This is a genomic window from Streptosporangium lutulentum (genome assembly GCF_030811455.1).
In the GTDB taxonomy this organism is placed as follows: domain Bacteria; phylum Actinomycetota; class Actinomycetes; order Streptosporangiales; family Streptosporangiaceae; genus Streptosporangium; species Streptosporangium lutulentum.
In genome coordinates this window covers 220,710-235,055 of sequence record NZ_JAUSQU010000001.1, presented here as the reverse complement: position 1 = coordinate 235,055, position 14,346 = coordinate 220,710, and the positions used below count along the sequence as shown (strand labels likewise).

12 protein-coding genes and 1 pseudogene are annotated in these 14,346 nt (G+C 68.2%); 3 read left to right on the top strand and 10 right to left on the bottom strand.

Annotated features, from left to right (window positions below):
• Positions 1-10: 10 nt before the first annotated feature.
• Positions 11-889 (bottom strand): annotated as a pseudogene (locus J2853_RS00995) (IS701 family transposase); the annotation flags it as partial.
• A 224-nt stretch (positions 890-1,113) separates the two neighbouring features.
• Between J2853_RS00995 and J2853_RS00990 the strand changes: the two are divergent.
• Complete coding sequence (locus J2853_RS00990) at positions 1,114-2,325, top strand: IS701 family transposase (RefSeq protein ID WP_307568552.1); 1,212 nt, start codon at positions 1,114-1,116, stop codon at positions 2,323-2,325.
• 644 nt (positions 2,326-2,969) lie between these two features.
• Here J2853_RS00990 and J2853_RS00985 read toward each other — a convergent pair.
• The 5 genes from J2853_RS00985 to J2853_RS00965 form a co-directional block, all read right to left on the bottom strand.
• Positions 2,970-3,215, bottom strand: coding sequence for a DUF2630 family protein (locus tag J2853_RS00985; protein WP_307553932.1), 246 nt, complete (start codon positions 3,213-3,215; stop codon positions 2,970-2,972).
• Positions 3,212-3,976: a pyridoxamine 5'-phosphate oxidase family protein gene (locus J2853_RS00980; protein ID WP_307553930.1), complete on the bottom strand. Its 765-nt coding sequence runs from the start codon at positions 3,974-3,976 to the stop codon at positions 3,212-3,214. Before J2853_RS00980 ends, J2853_RS00985 begins: the two co-directional genes overlap by 4 nt.
• A 311-nt stretch (positions 3,977-4,287) precedes the next feature.
• On the bottom strand, positions 4,288-5,157 hold the full coding sequence (locus tag J2853_RS00975; protein ID WP_307553928.1) for an alpha/beta fold hydrolase: 870 nt from the start codon (positions 5,155-5,157) through the stop codon (positions 4,288-4,290).
• Between the two features lie 384 nt (positions 5,158-5,541).
• The gene (locus J2853_RS00970) at positions 5,542-6,186 is read right to left on the bottom strand and encodes a CE1759 family FMN reductase (protein WP_307553926.1); all 645 of its coding nucleotides are present in this window, start codon (positions 6,184-6,186) and stop codon (positions 5,542-5,544) included.
• Positions 6,183-7,325, bottom strand: coding sequence for an LLM class flavin-dependent oxidoreductase (locus J2853_RS00965; RefSeq protein ID WP_307553924.1), 1,143 nt, complete (start codon positions 7,323-7,325; stop codon positions 6,183-6,185). Before J2853_RS00965 ends, J2853_RS00970 begins: the two co-directional genes overlap by 4 nt.
• 40 nt (positions 7,326-7,365) lie before the next feature.
• Here J2853_RS00965 and J2853_RS00960 point away from each other — a divergent pair, with 40 nt between their 5' ends.
• Positions 7,366-7,545 carry a hypothetical protein gene (locus J2853_RS00960; RefSeq protein ID WP_307553921.1) on the top strand — a complete coding sequence of 60 codons (180 nt, stop codon included), beginning with the start codon at positions 7,366-7,368 and terminating at the stop codon, positions 7,543-7,545.
• 15 nt (positions 7,546-7,560) lie between these two features.
• Here J2853_RS00960 and J2853_RS00955 read toward each other — a convergent pair whose 3' ends face one another.
• The 4 genes from J2853_RS00955 to J2853_RS00940 form a co-directional block, all read right to left on the bottom strand.
• Complete coding sequence (locus J2853_RS00955; protein WP_307553919.1) at positions 7,561-7,836, bottom strand: hypothetical protein; 276 nt, start codon at positions 7,834-7,836, stop codon at positions 7,561-7,563.
• Positions 7,837-7,858: 22 nt separating this feature from the next.
• Positions 7,859-8,578, bottom strand: coding sequence for an alpha/beta fold hydrolase (locus tag J2853_RS00950; protein WP_307553917.1), 720 nt, complete (start codon positions 8,576-8,578; stop codon positions 7,859-7,861).
• A 168-nt stretch (positions 8,579-8,746) separates the two neighbouring features.
• Positions 8,747-9,610 (bottom strand): alpha/beta fold hydrolase, encoded by an 864-nt coding sequence (locus J2853_RS00945; protein ID WP_307553915.1) that lies wholly within the window; start codon positions 9,608-9,610, stop codon positions 8,747-8,749.
• A gap of 112 nt (positions 9,611-9,722) precedes the next feature.
• Positions 9,723-10,292 (bottom strand): TetR/AcrR family transcriptional regulator, encoded by a 570-nt coding sequence (locus J2853_RS00940; RefSeq protein ID WP_307553912.1) that lies wholly within the window; start codon positions 10,290-10,292, stop codon positions 9,723-9,725.
• Positions 10,293-10,720: 428 nt separating this feature from the next.
• On the opposite strand from J2853_RS00940, the gene J2853_RS00935 reads away from it, so the two are divergent.
• Entirely contained in the window at positions 10,721-14,050 is a 3,330-nt protein-coding gene (locus tag J2853_RS00935) for a BTAD domain-containing putative transcriptional regulator (protein ID WP_307553910.1), read from the top strand.
• Positions 14,051-14,346 lie beyond the last annotated feature (296 nt).

Here is a 14,346-nt window from a genome sequence, read left to right as displayed (position 1 = left end):
CTCAGCTCCTTGGCTTGCTGAGGGAGCGGCGGACCAGCAAGCGGTGAGCCGGGCTGGTGGTGGCGATCAGCGCCCAGTCATAGCGTCGCTCTCCTTTGGCTCCAGGGCCGCAGGAGAGTCGTTGCCAGGCGGCTTTGGGGATCTTCTTGACGATGACATCGGCCCGGACCTTGCCCGCGCCGGTGGTGATCTGATGGTCACAGGCCACGGCCAGCACGTAGCCGATCTGCCCGGTTTCCAGGAAACGTCGCAGGGGGCCGTTGTCGCCGTAGGCCTCATCGGCCGTCACCCAGGAGAACGGCACCCCGGCGGTGATCGCCCGCTCGATCATCGCCCGCAGCAACTGCGGCTTGGTGGCAAACCCCGTCTCATCAGGGATTCTCGCCTGCGCGCATCGGTCGGTATCGGCGATCCACGACAGATGGGGAAGATACAGTTCCCGGTCCAGCAGGGCGCGGCCTCGGGTGGAGGCGTAGCCGAGGAACACGCCGATCTGACAGTTGGTGATCTTCCCGGCGGTGCCGGTGTACTGCCGTTGCACTCCTGCGGAGTGGGTGCCCTTCTTCTCAAAGCCGGTGTCATCGCCCACCAGCACCCCATCAGGGGCGCCCAGGTGCTCGATCAGGTAGTCGCGTATGTCATCGCGGACCCCGTCGACGTCCCACTTCGCGGTCGTGAACAGCCGTTGCATGCCGTCGGGTGTCTTCTCGCCGGCGTATTCGGCCAGTGACCAGCTGGTCTTGCGTTCCAGACCGGACAGTAGCCCCTGGATACAGGCTCGGGCGCGCAGCCGGACCTCGCGCCGTCTGAACCGGCCCGCCACCTGGGCGAACGCGTCATCCAATCCGGCCTGCAGGCGAGGAGCGTCGAGGTGTTCTACTCTGGCCAACGCGGCCACCGCATGGTCTTCAGTTCCATCGCACCTGAATGGTCACAGCGGTGGCCGTCCGCGTATCACTCAGGATCTGCCCGGGCACACCCGGGCACACCCGGGCACACCCCTGACCTCGGCAGGTAGAGCCTCCTCTTACCGCTACTCATCTCGATCTACGGCTGGAGTACTAGTACTACAGTCATGTTTCGTGATCTATAGTTTGTCTTGTGTCGGATGTAGTGACGTCTGAGGATCTGCAGTCTTGGGCAGCAGGGCTGGATGGATTGTTCGCGCGGGTCGCGAGTCGGTTCGGTCGGGTAGAGCCGCGTCGGCAGGCGCGGGCATATCTCGTCGGGCTACTGGCGCCGGTGGAGCGTAAGAACGGCTGGCAACTGGCGGAGGCCGCAGGTGATTCCCACCCTCATCGGATGCAGCGATTGCTGAACAACGTGCGGTGGGATCCTCGAGATGTCCGCATTGACCTGCGTGATTATGTGATCGAGCAGCTTGGGGATCCGGGCGGCGTGCTGATCGTGGATGAGACCGGGTTCGTCAAGAAGGGCACCCGATCGGCCGGGGTTCAGCGGCAGTATTCAGGGACAGCGGGCCGGGTGGAGAACTGCCAACTCGGGGTGTTTCTCGCGTACGCGACGCCACGAGGGCGGGCGTTGATGGATGCCGAGCTGTATATGCCGAAGTCCTGGCTGAGCGACCGGGATCGCTGCGAGCAGGCCGGCGTCCCGAAGGAGGTGGGGTTCGCCACCAAGCCGGCGCTGGCGGCAGCGATGCTGGGCCGGGCCCTGGAAGGCGGAGTACCCGCTTCCTGGGTGACCGCGGACGAGGCGTACGGCCAGGATCACAAGTTCCGTCTCTACCTGGAGAAACGCAAGGTCGGGTATGTGGTCGCCGTACCCAAAAGTCAGTCGGTCGGCGCTGGCATCGGTTACGGCAACACCGGCTCACGAGCTGATGCGGTGACCGCAGATGCGCCTGAGCAGGCGTGGAAACGCCTGTCGGCGGGCGAGGGGACCAAGGGACTGAGGTTGTATGACTGGGCGATGGCGACCCTGCCGCCCCACTCGGAGGATCACCTCGGCGGACCCGGCGGCTTCCAGCGGTGGCTGCTGGTGCGCCGCAGCCTTACGCCCAATGACCGGGGCGAGCTGGAACTGGCCTTCTATCTGTGCTTCGGACCCACAGACACCACCCTGGACCAGCTCATTCGCATCGCCGGCGCCCGCTGGGCGATCGAGGAATGCTTCCAATCGGCCAAGAACGAAGTCGGCCTGGACCAGTACCAGGTCCGCCGCTACGACGGCTGGCACCGCCACATCACCTTGGCCATGCTCGCCCACGCCTACCTCGCCGTCACCGCTGCCAACGCCCCAAAAGCACGCGCGGCCTGGTCCCCCTCACCCCAGCCGAGATCCGTCGTCTCCTGGCACACCTGACCAGCGCCGCCATCCACCCGATCGATCAGATCCTTCAACGGGCTCTCACCTGGTCGCACAACCGACGCGCCCACCAAGCCCGCGCCCGCAGCAGCCACTATTGGAAACGCTGGCTCCGCCACAACAAGATCCAGTTATAGATCACGAAACATGACTGTAGTACTAGCCCTTGCCGATGGCGATGGTGATCGGTGCTGATCCGGCTCGCCTCTCGTCTCTTGCGCATGGCGTGAAGGGTTTCTGTGCGGCGTCCTCCGCCCTGTCCCCCCTGGCACGGATTCCGAGGGGGACGCCACGACCTTCCCAGGGGACGCGGTGTACGGCCACGCGTTCCCAAAGATCAGGGTGCGCCCCCCGAAAGTTCAGGAACATTCGCGGTGGCTACCGGCGACAACCACTGTTGTTGGCCGCGCCGCGGGAAAGGTCGGAAACCGAGTCGGATCCTCGGAAGGTGGCTCGGAGCGAGAGGCTGAACGACCCTCGCCGGGACGGCACTGATCACCGAACGGACGTCTCCGGCCGTTCGAATCGCGACGGCTGTGGACGTTGGTGCGGCTCATGAGAGCCTGCTTCGCGAAGTTGCAGGCTCGTCGCCTTCGGGCTACTTGCAGGCAGCAGAGCCCAGGTCGAGCCCTGTCCCCGACCTACTGCCAGTAGCTCTTGACCACTGAAGCGGACCTGGGGACGGCCTCATCAGGGTCTCCGCCGAAGTCCCGCTTCGCGCGACGTTGGCGGAGAAGGTCCCAGCACTGATCGAGTTCCGCCTCGACCGCGTGCAGCTCATGGTGTTCGGTCCGTTCGTCCAGGGAGCCGTCTGCCCGATGACTGCGCAACTTGTGCTCACGATCGACCAGTGCGGTGATCCGGTCCAGGATGTTGTCGTCGTTCACCGGCTCTCCTCCGGTTGTTGTGGCTGGGATAGACGTGTCTCGGGGTCCGACAGGAATGATGCGACCCGGACGCGAAGAAGGTCGTTCTCGGCCTCTAGGGCGTCAATGCGGCGCCGAAGCGGTTGCAGCAAGGGCGCCACTTCCTCGGCTGTGTAGCGCGGAGTGATGTGCTGAGGGCAGTTCCAGTCGAACGCTTTGACCTCGACGCGCACCTCACGTTCGACGATCGCCCGGTACCCCGGGACCGCGGACGCACTTGACGACGGTCCTCGGTGGCGTACATCGTTGATGGTCGCGACTCCGAAGATCTTGAGGCGCAGCCGGCGGGCGTAGTCCATGAAGATGATGGATACGCGCGGGTCGTGCGCCACGTTGCCGGTGCTGATGTACTGACGATTGCCTCGGAAGTCGGCCCAAGCCAGGGTGTGCCCGTCGGGGGTTGTCACGAATCCTGGTGGGCCGCCGCGGAATTGGACGTACGGCCAACCGCTGGTGGCGACCGTCGCCAGATAGAAGCCGTCCCGCCCGGCGATGAAGTCTCGTTCGGTGCGGCCCAAGGGATCCTTGATCTGATCGAGTCCATCGGTCTCCGCAGCCTCGGTGTTCGGAGCTGAGCCCGTCCTGTCTGCCGCCCCGATGCTCGAAGGCCTCGGGCTGGCGAGATGCCGGTCCGTGCGGTGGACAGCGGTCCGGCTTCCGTACCGGTCCTGCGCGTCCAGGACCGGCTCGGTGAATGCGATCGAATGGTAGTTGCGGCTCATCTGTCCCCCTCGTCGGAGCGAGCCTCATGCTCGCGGTCTGCTTTGTCGTTGCGATGTAGGAAAAGCCGCGACTGGGCGGCCAGGTCGCCGAAGCTACGTGGGTGCAGTGGAGGAAGAGTGAAGACCCTGTGCACCGTTGCGCCGAGCCGGCAGCGCCGACTGCTGGGATGAGACGTCCCATGACCACTCAGGGGGCGTCTCCGTTCGAACAGCCTCAGACGAGCCGGGCAAGGTCCGGCAGGTTCGGCCGCGCACGTCACCGGGCCGTCTGCGCAGGGCGCAGACGGCCCGGTGGCTCGGGATCGCGTTGCCTACCTGGTCGGCGTCGACCGATCGGCCTCGACGATCAGTGCCTCGACGGTGTGCGGGTTGGTGATCATCGGGAGGTGCCCCGCTTTGACTCTGGTGATCTTGGCCCCTGCGTTCTTGGCCATCGCGCTCTGCAAGGCGACGGGGACGATGTGGTCCTGGGTCCCGAGCAGGTAGAAGCTCGGCAGCGACTTCCAGGCCGGCGCGCCGGACTCAGCCGTGAGCGCGCTGAGGGTGACGGGCCGCTGGGCCGCAGCCATCGCAGCCGCAGCCCGTGCCGGGATCCCGTTCGCGATGGCGCCCGGGAAGACACTCTGCTTCAGGTAGAGGTCGTAGTCGCCGTCCGGAGCGCCCGGGTACCGCACGAAGTCGAAGAGATCGGCCGGGTCGAGCTCGTGGTTCGGGTCCAGCAACCCAAGGATGCTGTCACCCGCGTCGGGAACGAACGCGTTGATGTAGACGAGGGCCTCGACGTCCTTGTCCGATCTGGCGGCGTTTGTGATGACGGCTCCTCCGTACGAGTGGCCGACCAGGACGACCGGGCCGGTGGTTCGGTCACGGAGGAATGCGGCGAGGTACTCCGAGTCTTCGCGTAGCCCACGCAGCGGAGTCGGCGGCGCGAGGACCTGGTAGCCCTGGGCTTGCAGGTCACTGGTGACCTTCGCCCATCCCGAGGAGTCCGCCCAGGCCCCGTGGACAAGCACCACCGTGGGCTTGGGCTCCGACTCACTTGAAGGCGCCGTGCTCGTCACTGACTGTCGACCGCCCGCGTTGCCGATCACCTGAGTTGCGGAGACACCGGTCAGGGGCAGCATCCCGATGAGGGTGAGAACGCTGACCGCGTGCAGCCGTCGTGCGCGGAAGATCTTCATTGTGACTCCTGATGAGTTGATGGGATCAAGCGATATGTCTGGGAAGCCGGAGCGAAGAGACTGACGTTCTTGTGCATGACCGGTTGAGTGGGAACGACCTGACGACGGCCTCCCGTCCTCCTTGCCGGACGCGGGCAATCGCGGTCCCCGGGTGTCGGGAGGTTCGAGTGCCGCTGGTGCTCTCGGAGCGGAGGAAGGCGCCAGGGGAAGAGCAGCTGTCCGAGTCATCACGGCGGACGGGCACGACACGCGTCCGTCGACCGATGCCGGACGTCGCGGCGCGGTCGCGGGCTCGTGGCATGCCGACACCGTCAGTCCGGCCACCACCACCGTGCGGTGAGGCCCGTCGGGTTCGCGAGCCCGTTGATGTCCTGGGTAGCAGGTCTACGCAGTCAGGTCGGTCCGTGCGCTTGAGGGAGCGCCGGCCTGTCGGAGAAGCTGCTCGAAAGGTGTCGCCGCGGCGAGGTCCGCGTCGACATGCCGGCGCTCGGCGACCGCGCCCGACGATCCGCCGGTCTTGCCCATCAGGACGGCGAGCTCGCCGGCCGCGCGGAGCACGCGGGAGCCGAGGTCGGTGCCGGCGAAGTCGGAGGTCGCGGCGAAGACACCGGTCGGCACCGCGACGGCGTGCAGGTAGGCGAACAGCGGCCGCAGGGCGTGCTCTATCACCAGCGAGTGCCGAGCCGTGCCGGCCGTGGCGGCCAGCAGCACCGGCGTCCCGTCGAGGGCGCCGGCCTCCAGAACGTCGAAGAAGATCTTGAACAGGCCTGAGTACGACGCCGAGAACACCGGCGTGACGACGATCAGTCCGTCGGCCTTCCGGACCGCCTGCTCCGCCGCCGCCAGCTCCGGCGCCGGGAACCCGGTCAGGAGCCGATCGGTCAGCTGGTGCGCGAGGCCGCGGAGCTCGACGTAGGTGACGTCGAGCTCCTCGAACGTCTCAACGGTCGCCGTAGCCAGCCGGTCGGCCAGCAACCACGTCGAGGACGGGTTCGAGAGCCCGGCCGAGACGACGACGAGCGACGTCACGCCGAGACCTCGTCGCGGTCCGTCGTGCCGGTCACGTCGTCGACGGCGTGGAGGGTCGTGTCGTGCGGGCCGCCCGCGGCCGCCACGAGGGAGGCGTGGGTCGGCGCGTCGGGCACGTGCGCCGGTCGGCCCTCGGCGAAGCCGGCGCGCAGGTCTGGCAGCAGCTCGCCGAGCAGGTCCAGCTGCTCGAGCACCGTCTTCAGCGGCAGGCCGGCATGGTCGATGAGGAACAGCTGGCGCTGGTAGTCGCCGACGTACTCCCGGAAGGCCAGCGTGCGCTCGAGCACCTCCTGCGGTGAGCCCACGGTCAGCGGAGTCTGCGCGGCGAAGTCCTCCAGTGAGGGCCCGTGGCCGTAGACCGGAGCGTTGTCGAAGTACCGGCGGAACTCGGCCACGGCGTCCTGGCTGTTCCTCCGCATGAAGAACTGGCCGCCGAGACCGACGATCGCCTGGTCGGCGGTGCCATGGCCGTAGTGCTCGAAGCGGCGTCGGTAGAGCGCGACCATCTGCCGGGTGTGCGAGGCCGGCCAGAAGATGTGGTTGGAGAAGAAGCCGTCGCCGTAGTAAGCCGCCTGCTCCGCGACTTCGGGGCTGCGGATCGAGCCGTGCCACACGAACGGCGGCACACCGTCGAGCGGCCGCGGGGTGGCGGTGAAGCTCTGCAGCGGCGTCCGGAACCGGCCCTGCCAGTCCACGACGTCCTCTCGCCACAGCCGATGCAGCAATGCGTAGTTCTCGACGGCCAGGTTGATCCCCTCGCGGATGTCCTTGCCGAACCACGGGTAGACCGGGCCGGTGTTGCCGCGGCCCAGCATCAGGTCCATCCGGCCGTCGGTGAGGTGCTGGAGGGTGCCGTAGTCCTCGGCGATCCGGACCGGGTCGGTCGTCGTGATCAGCGTCGTGGACGTCGAGAGGATGATCCGCTCGGTCTGCGCGGCGATGTAGGCCATCGTCGTGGTCGGGGAGGACGCGACGAACGGCGGGTTGTGGTGCTGGCCGACCGCGACGACGTCGAGGCCGACCTCCTCGGCCTTCTTCGCGATCTCCACCTGCGCCTTGATGCGCTCGTGCTCGGACGGGGTGCGCCCGGTGGTGGGGTCCGTCGTCACGTCACCGACGGTGAAGATCCCAAACTGCATGACCTACCTGCCTCTCATCTCGATATCCAAGGAAGTGTTGGTGACGGGTCGTCCGCCTCGATGGCGACATCGGGAGCGTCGCCGCCGACCCTCGATCCGGGTCCGGGTGGGGGTCGACGTCGTTCAGCCAGGAGACGACGGCATGCGCGACATCCAGCCAACCGTCGTCGACGACGAGGGAGTGGTCGCGTCCGGCGACCCGGCGCACCAACGGGGGTGAGGTCCCGCCGCGCCGTCACCGGGGACGGCGGAACAACCGAGCGACCGCGGCGAAGTGGTCCATCAGGTGTACGGGTCCGATGACCGGTGGGCGCCGACAGGACCTGACGTGTTCCCACGTCTCGCTCACGCTCTGCTGCTCGCCAGGCCGGCCGGGTGCGACCGCGACCCGCCCCTGCTCGCCGAGGAGCCGTACCCACCGGGCCATCTCCTCGTCATGGAGCCACCTGTCGTGGGTCGGCATGACGGGCCGGGCCTGCGACGCCGCCCTGGGCTCCTCCTGGTGGGTCACGCTCGATCGGGTGCCGGCGTCGTCACACGGTCACGGAAGCGAGTGCCTCGCGGATCACCCGGACGACCTCCGCCGGGTGGGCGTGCATCACCAGATGCGAGGAGACGACCTCGGTGACCTTGGCCTGGGCGCGCGCGTAGCCGAACCGCTGGACGTCGGGGTTGATGGCCTGGTCGGAGGAAGCGACGATCCCCCACACGGGCCGGTCCTTCCAGGCGGCCGTGCTTGCCGGCTCGCCGAAGGCGGCCCCGGCGAGCGGTCGCTGTGAAACGGCCAGGGCGCGCGTGAGTACGGTGTCCACATCCGCGGCGAAGATCTCCGGGAACCTGGAGATGTCCACCGACACATCGGTGCCCGGCTCGTCGGAGCCCTCGACGGGGAAGGGCGTGTAAACGAGGGCCCCGGCCAGCGGCGAGTCGGGGAAGCGGCTCTGCAGTGCCCCGAGGCTCTCGCCCTCGTCGAGGACGTAGGCAGCCAGGTACACCAACCCCACCACGTTGTCCTCACGACCGGCGACGGTGATCACTGCGCCGCCGTAAGAGTGACCGACAAGGAGGACGGGGCCCTCGATCTGCCGGACGACGGAGGCGACGTACGCCGCGTCGCCGGCGAGGCTGCGGTTGGGTACGGCGGGAACCAGCACCTGGGTGCCGTCGGCGAGCAGTTCGGGGACGACTCGGGCGAAGCTGGACGCATCGGCGAAAGCTCCGTGGACCAGGACCACAGTGGGCGTGTTGGACATGACTTCTCCTTCGGCGAACCGCCGGTGGCGGCAGTGGGAACGCGCCGTCCGGCGCGTCCGTGAGATGTCGGTTGCTCCTCGGGAGCTCCTGCCATCGCTTTCAACGGTAGGGAGGCGCGGTGGACGACTAGTGACCGATCTGTGGACCGCGCGGCCGGAGTGGGCGCGTCAGAGGTGTTTGCCGAGAAATGCCCGGATGAGAGGCACGACCTCGTCGAGAGCGCTCTCGAGCAGGAAGTGGCCGCCGGCCACCAGGCGGACCTCGGCGTCCGGCAGGTCGGTGGCGAAGGCGAGCGCCCCGGCGGGTCCGAAGATCGGGTCGCCCTTCCCCCAGACGGCGAGCAGCGGAACCTGCCGCTCACGGAAGTATCGGTGCACCTTGGGGTACAACGTCAGGTTGGTGGCGTAGTCCAGGAACAGCGCGAGCTGCACCTGGTCGTTGCCAGGCCGCGACAGCAGGTCGTGATCGTGAGTCCAGGTAGCGGGGTCCACCAAGGTCTCGTCTGTCACGCCCGCGAGGTACCGCCAGCGGGTCAGCTCAAGGGTGAACGCCTGACGAACCCCGGCCTCGGTCTGGGGGGTCTGCTCTCTCCAGTAGTCGCACACCGTGATGAAGAACTCCGGCTGCAATCCCTCGGCGTACGCGTTGCCGTTCTGGGTGATGATCGCCGTGACCGCATCCGGTGCCCTCAGGGCAAGCCGCCACCCGATCGGCGCGCCGTGGTCGTGGACGAACAGGCAGTACCGCTCGATGCCGAGCTGCGTAAGAAGAGCTCCCGTGATATCGGTGAGCGAGTCGAAGGAGTACGTGAACTCGTCAACCGTCGGTGCGTCGGAGAGTCCGAAACCGACATGGTCGGGTGCCACAAGGTGCCAACGATCCGCCAGCCGTGGGAGGAGGTGCCGGAACATCAGAGAGCTTGCGGGGAAGCCGTGAAGAAGCACCAGGGTGGGCCGGTCTCTCGGCCCGGCTTCTCGGTAGAAGATCTGGTAGCCGTCGACCATGGCGTACCGGTGATGGATCGTGACCATGTTGTGTGCCGCCTTCGCCCGGTGTTCCCGTTGTCTTGGGGTGCTCACCGAAACGTATTGACGCGCTGTGGACGAATTGTGAAGTCGCGACGGAGTGACGCGTCCGCCCCCGTCAGTCCTTGAGGATTGCGGCCGCGACCCGATCCACGAGCCACCGTGTCCCTCGCTCGACGCCCCACCCGAACGTCTCCACGGCGAGGACCAGTTGAGGGTTGCGGAAGTGGAAGAAGATGATCTTCGCTGCGTCCTCGACCGAGAGTCCCTCGGCCAGGTCGCCGTTGCCGGCGATGCCCTCGACGATCATCTCCAGCGCCTCGATGTGGCGTTGGTCGGCGACGTCGAGGAATGTCTGGGCGGCTGGGGAGCTGGGTGCGGCGCGCTCGACGATGCGCATGATGTCGCCGGCCTCCGCGGCGTGCGCGGCGTAGCCCGCAGCCAGGACCTCCAGCTTGGTCCGGCCTGTGGGCGCGGCCGCCGAGTCGGCGATGATCTGTCCCACCGTCGGGCTCGTCGTCCATATGTCCATCAAGGTCCGGAGCAGACCCTCCTTGCCTCCACACTGGGCGTAGACGGTGGCAGGGGAGACACGCGCCTCGCGTGCGATCTTGTCGACCGTGGTCTGCGCGTAGCCGGGCACGGCGTACAGCTTCCGCGCGGCCTTGATGACCTCTTGCCGAGTCATCTCGGCGTACTCGTCACGACGGCTTGGTGTTTGGTCTGGCAATGTCTCGCTCCCCATCCCAGTAGTGATCGGTGTCTCCGGTCCAGATGCGTCCGAATGCTCTCATGGGGGTGCAGGCGGCACCGGTCTCGCACTCGAACGCGTCGCGCCTCAGGACGGCCGAGACGCGGATCCGGATCGCGTCCGGCTCGCGTGCGTCGTCGGGGTCGGGCACCTGGCCGAGGACCGCGAAGACGTGCCGGTGAACCCGATCAACCGTGTAGCCGGTCGCATGTCCCCGTCCGTCACCGCGCCTCCCTTGGTGGGAAATTCAAGTCTGGCTGGAGTGGCACTCCAGCGTTTAGAGTGTGCGTACACTCACACTAGTACAACTCCGACCGGCGCACGGCGAACGGCAGGATCGGGGCCGGGCACCGAAGGGGTCAGACATGACAGCAACGCTCGTCATTCCCGAAAGCACCGATGCGATGAGGGGACTTCCGCTCGAGGGCCCCCTGCGCCTGCAGGTTCTCGGCCCGTTGCGGGTGTGGCGGGGCGAGAGCGAGCTCGAGGCCGGGCCACGCCAGCAGGCGTACCTGCTGGCGCTGCTCCTCGCTCGCGGAGGCCGACCGACCGGCACCGGCGAGCTGATCGACCTGATCTGGGGTGAGGACGCGCCCGCCAGCGCCCTGAACGTGATCCACAAGTATGTCGGCTCGCTACGACGCCTGCTGGAGCCCGACCTGCCCCCTCGAGAAACGGGCGCCTACCTGCTGAAGCGGGGCAACGGCTACCTGTGCGCGGCCGGAGCAGACCATCTCGACCTCACGAGGTTCCGGCAGCAGTTCGGCGCCGCCCGGACAGCGCGGGCGGAGGGGCACGACGCAGCGGCACTGGATCACTACCTCTACGCACTCCGTCTGTGGAGTGGACCGGCCGGCGATGGGTGGGTGCACGGACCTGCGGCCGCACCGATCTTCGCCGGCCTCAACGACGAGTACTTCCAGGCCTGCATCGAGGCGGCCTCCGTCGCACTGATGCTCGGACAGCCCACGCAAGTGCTGCCGGCCCTGCACCTGGCCTCCGCGATGGCCCCCCTGCACGAACCGGTGCAGGCCAGTCTCATCACCCTGCTGGGCGGCGCGGGTCAGCAGGCGGAAGCCCTGGCCGTGTTCAACGCGGTGCGCAGACGCCTCACCGAGGATCTCGGAATCGACCCCGGGAAGGCCCTCAAGACCGCCCACCAGCGGGTGCTCACCCAGACCCCCGCGACCCAGTCGTCAGCCGCCCAGGCCCCGGTCACCGAGCCCTCGGGCGCGCCGGCACCGTCTCTGCCGCCGACCTCGCCGACGCCCCCGTCGGGCGACGTCAACCGGCTGGTCGGCCGGTCGGACGAGATCGCGGTGCTGCGACGTGCTGTCGAGCCGGCTCTGGAGAACAGCACGGCGGTCGTGCTGCTCGAGGGCGAGCCCGGGGCCGGGAAGAGCCGGCTCATGGAGGAGATCGCCGGCCACGCCGAGGATCGTGGCGCCCTCGTGGTGTGGGGTCACTGCCTCGAGGGCGAGGGCACGCCGACGATGTGGCCGTGGGTTGAGACAGTGTCCAGCCTGCTCGACGTCATGCCGGAGGCACGGTGCGAGCAGTGGTTGGCTCGCGAGCTCGGTCACCTCGTCGGCTCCCGCGTGGAGATGTCGGAGGCGCCGGCGATCCCGGACGGCAACGCCCGGTTCCGCCTGCTGGAACAGGTCGTCGGCCTGATCGCCGAGGCGGCCGGCGAGCGGCCGGTCGTGATGATGATCGACGATCTGCAGTGGGCCGACACGAGCTCGCTACAGCTCCTGGATCATGTCATCTCCCGCCTTCCCGCCGGCACAGCTGTCGTCGGCGCGCTTCGCAACCGGGGCCCTTCGCCCGGCTTGGAGCTGGTCCGGACGCTCGCCGCCGCCAGTCGCGCGACCGGTCACCGGCGGCTCCTGGTCGGCCCCATGAGCTCCGCTGAGGTGGCCGAGCTCATTCACCTCGAGACCGGCGTCCGGCTCGCCCCCGACGTGGCCACCTCAGTGCACGCCCGCACGGCCGGCAACCCGTTCTTCGTCCAGGAACTGGGCCGGCTGTGGGGCGCCGGCAGAGAGCTCACCACGGAGACGGTGCTGCGCGGCACCGTCCCGATGACAGTGCGCGACGTCGTACGCGACCGCCTCGCCGTGCTCGACGGCGACGCACAGGAACTGCTGGAGATCGCAGCACTTGTCGGCCAGAGCGTCGAGCTCGCCCTGCTCGCCCGGATGGCGTCCCTCGACGTGGGTTCCTGCCTCGATCGCTTGGAACCCGTCCGCAGCCTCGGTCTGGTCGGCCCGACGCCCGGCGACCCGTTCTCCTATCGCTTCACCCACGACCTAGTGCGCCAAGCTGTGTCAGAGGCGATCCCTCCAGGGCGCGCGACCGCGCTGCACGGCTCCATCGCGGACGCCATCGAGGAGGTCGGACTGAGCGACGAGTCCGTCGCCGAGCGGGTGGCACACCACCTGTGGTCCGCGGGGCCCGTGGCAGACCCGGCTCGTACCGTTGCTGCCCTGATCCGCGCCGGCGCTCGAGCCAAGGCGAAGACGGCGTTGGCGGCAGCCGAGCGCCACCTCGGGTCGGCGGTAGAGCTGGCGCGCAGGGCGTCACTTCTCGAACTGGAGCTCAGGGCGCTCTCGCAGCTGATCGCGGTCGTCGGGATGCGCTCGATGTACGGCACGGCCTCCGTCAGCCTGCTGGAGCGAGCAGAGCAGATCGCGCAACGCCTCGGGCGTGATCGCGAGGCGGCCGGGTTTCTGTTCTCCCGCTGGACCGCGCACGGCCAGGCCCTCGACCTGGACCGCAGCAGTCCTCTCGCCCGTCGGCTCGAGGAGTTGGGCAGGACCTCCGAGGACCCGGTCGTCCGGTGCTACGGCAGGGCCGCGGCGGGCATCCACGAGTGGTGCCTGGGGAACATCGGTGAGTCCTTCCAGCGGCTGAGCGCGCTGAGCCCCGACCTCCTCTCCGACCACGATGAAGAACACCGCGATTCCGTGCGGGACGGCGTGCAGCTGATGGCCGCCGGGATGTTCGCTGAGATCGCGGGCTACCACGGACAGACGGCCCAGGCGCACGCGGTGCTCGACACCCTGGCGAAGGCGGCAGGTGATGACCCGTACGCGGTCACCGCCGCGACCTCCTTCGAGGCCCGGACCGCCTCGGTGGTCGGCGACCCCGACTGGGCTCTGCGTGCAGCGGAGCGCGGGATCGCCGCCGACCCGCACTTCTCCTTCGCCTCCCTCGGCACCTACCTGCGCCTGGCCCGGTGCTGGGCGCTGGCGACGACTGGACAGGACCCCGCGGCCGCCGCGGACGAAGCCGAACGACTCATTCGCACCAACCTCGTCAGCCCCGCCCGTACCTGCGTCTCGACCTGGTACGCCCTGCTGGGTGAGATGCGCATCGCCGCGGGCTCGCTGGACAAGGCCGGGGCAGCGCTCGACAGCGCCGAGGAGTACCTCGAGCGCTACGGCCAACGTTCCGCGGAGGCGCTGCTCGTCCTCGTCCGCGCGCAGTTGGAGCACGCCTCCGGCGACGACCGCGCCGCCGTACGCCTTGCCGACCAGGCCCGCACCGTGGCGCTCCGGCAGGGGGCACATCTCTTCGTGCAACGTGCCGACCGGTTCCTTGCCGAACTGGGCGGCGAGACGCCCATGGGCGCGGCGGTCCAGGATCTCTCCACTCTTCGTCCGCCGGGCACTCACATGTTCTCGGCCTGAGTGCGGCGGGGCCGGTCCCGAGCCGCGTCCCACCCAGTGAGCGAGATCGAAACCAATGACTACGCCCATTGTCTTCATCCATGGCCTGTGGGTCCACTCCGTCTCGTGGCGGCCCTGGCGAAAGGTCTTCGACAAGCGGGGCTAACCGCACTCTCGCGCCCGGTTGGCCGGGCGACGGAAGCACCGTCGCTGCGACACGTGCCGCCCCCGGGCGACTCCCCGATGTCGGCGTCGACGCGGTCACCGACTCCTACGCACACGTCGTTCAGAACCTGCCCGAGGCCCCGTACGAAGAC

Bases quoted from the DNA above. Each gene is read 5' to 3' on its own strand.
- J2853_RS00980 (WP_307553930.1), bottom strand. From the start codon at position 3,976: ATGAGCCGCAACTACCATTCGATCGCATTCACCGAGCCGGTCCTGGAC.
- J2853_RS00975 (WP_307553928.1), bottom strand. From the start codon at position 5,157: ATGAAGATCTTCCGCGCACGACGGCTGCACGCGGTCAGCGTTCTCACC.
- J2853_RS00965 (WP_307553924.1), bottom strand. From the start codon at position 7,325: ATGCAGTTTGGGATCTTCACCGTCGGTGACGTGACGACGGACCCCACC.
- J2853_RS00950 (WP_307553917.1), bottom strand. From the start codon at position 8,578: ATGTCCAACACGCCCACTGTGGTCCTGGTCCACGGAGCTTTCGCCGAT.
- J2853_RS00945 (WP_307553915.1), bottom strand. From the start codon at position 9,610: ATGGTCACGATCCATCACCGGTACGCCATGGTCGACGGCTACCAGATC.
- J2853_RS00940 (WP_307553912.1), bottom strand. From the start codon at position 10,292: ATGACTCGGCAAGAGGTCATCAAGGCCGCGCGGAAGCTGTACGCCGTG.
- J2853_RS00935 (WP_307553910.1), top strand. From the start codon at position 10,721: ATGACAGCAACGCTCGTCATTCCCGAAAGCACCGATGCGATGAGGGGA.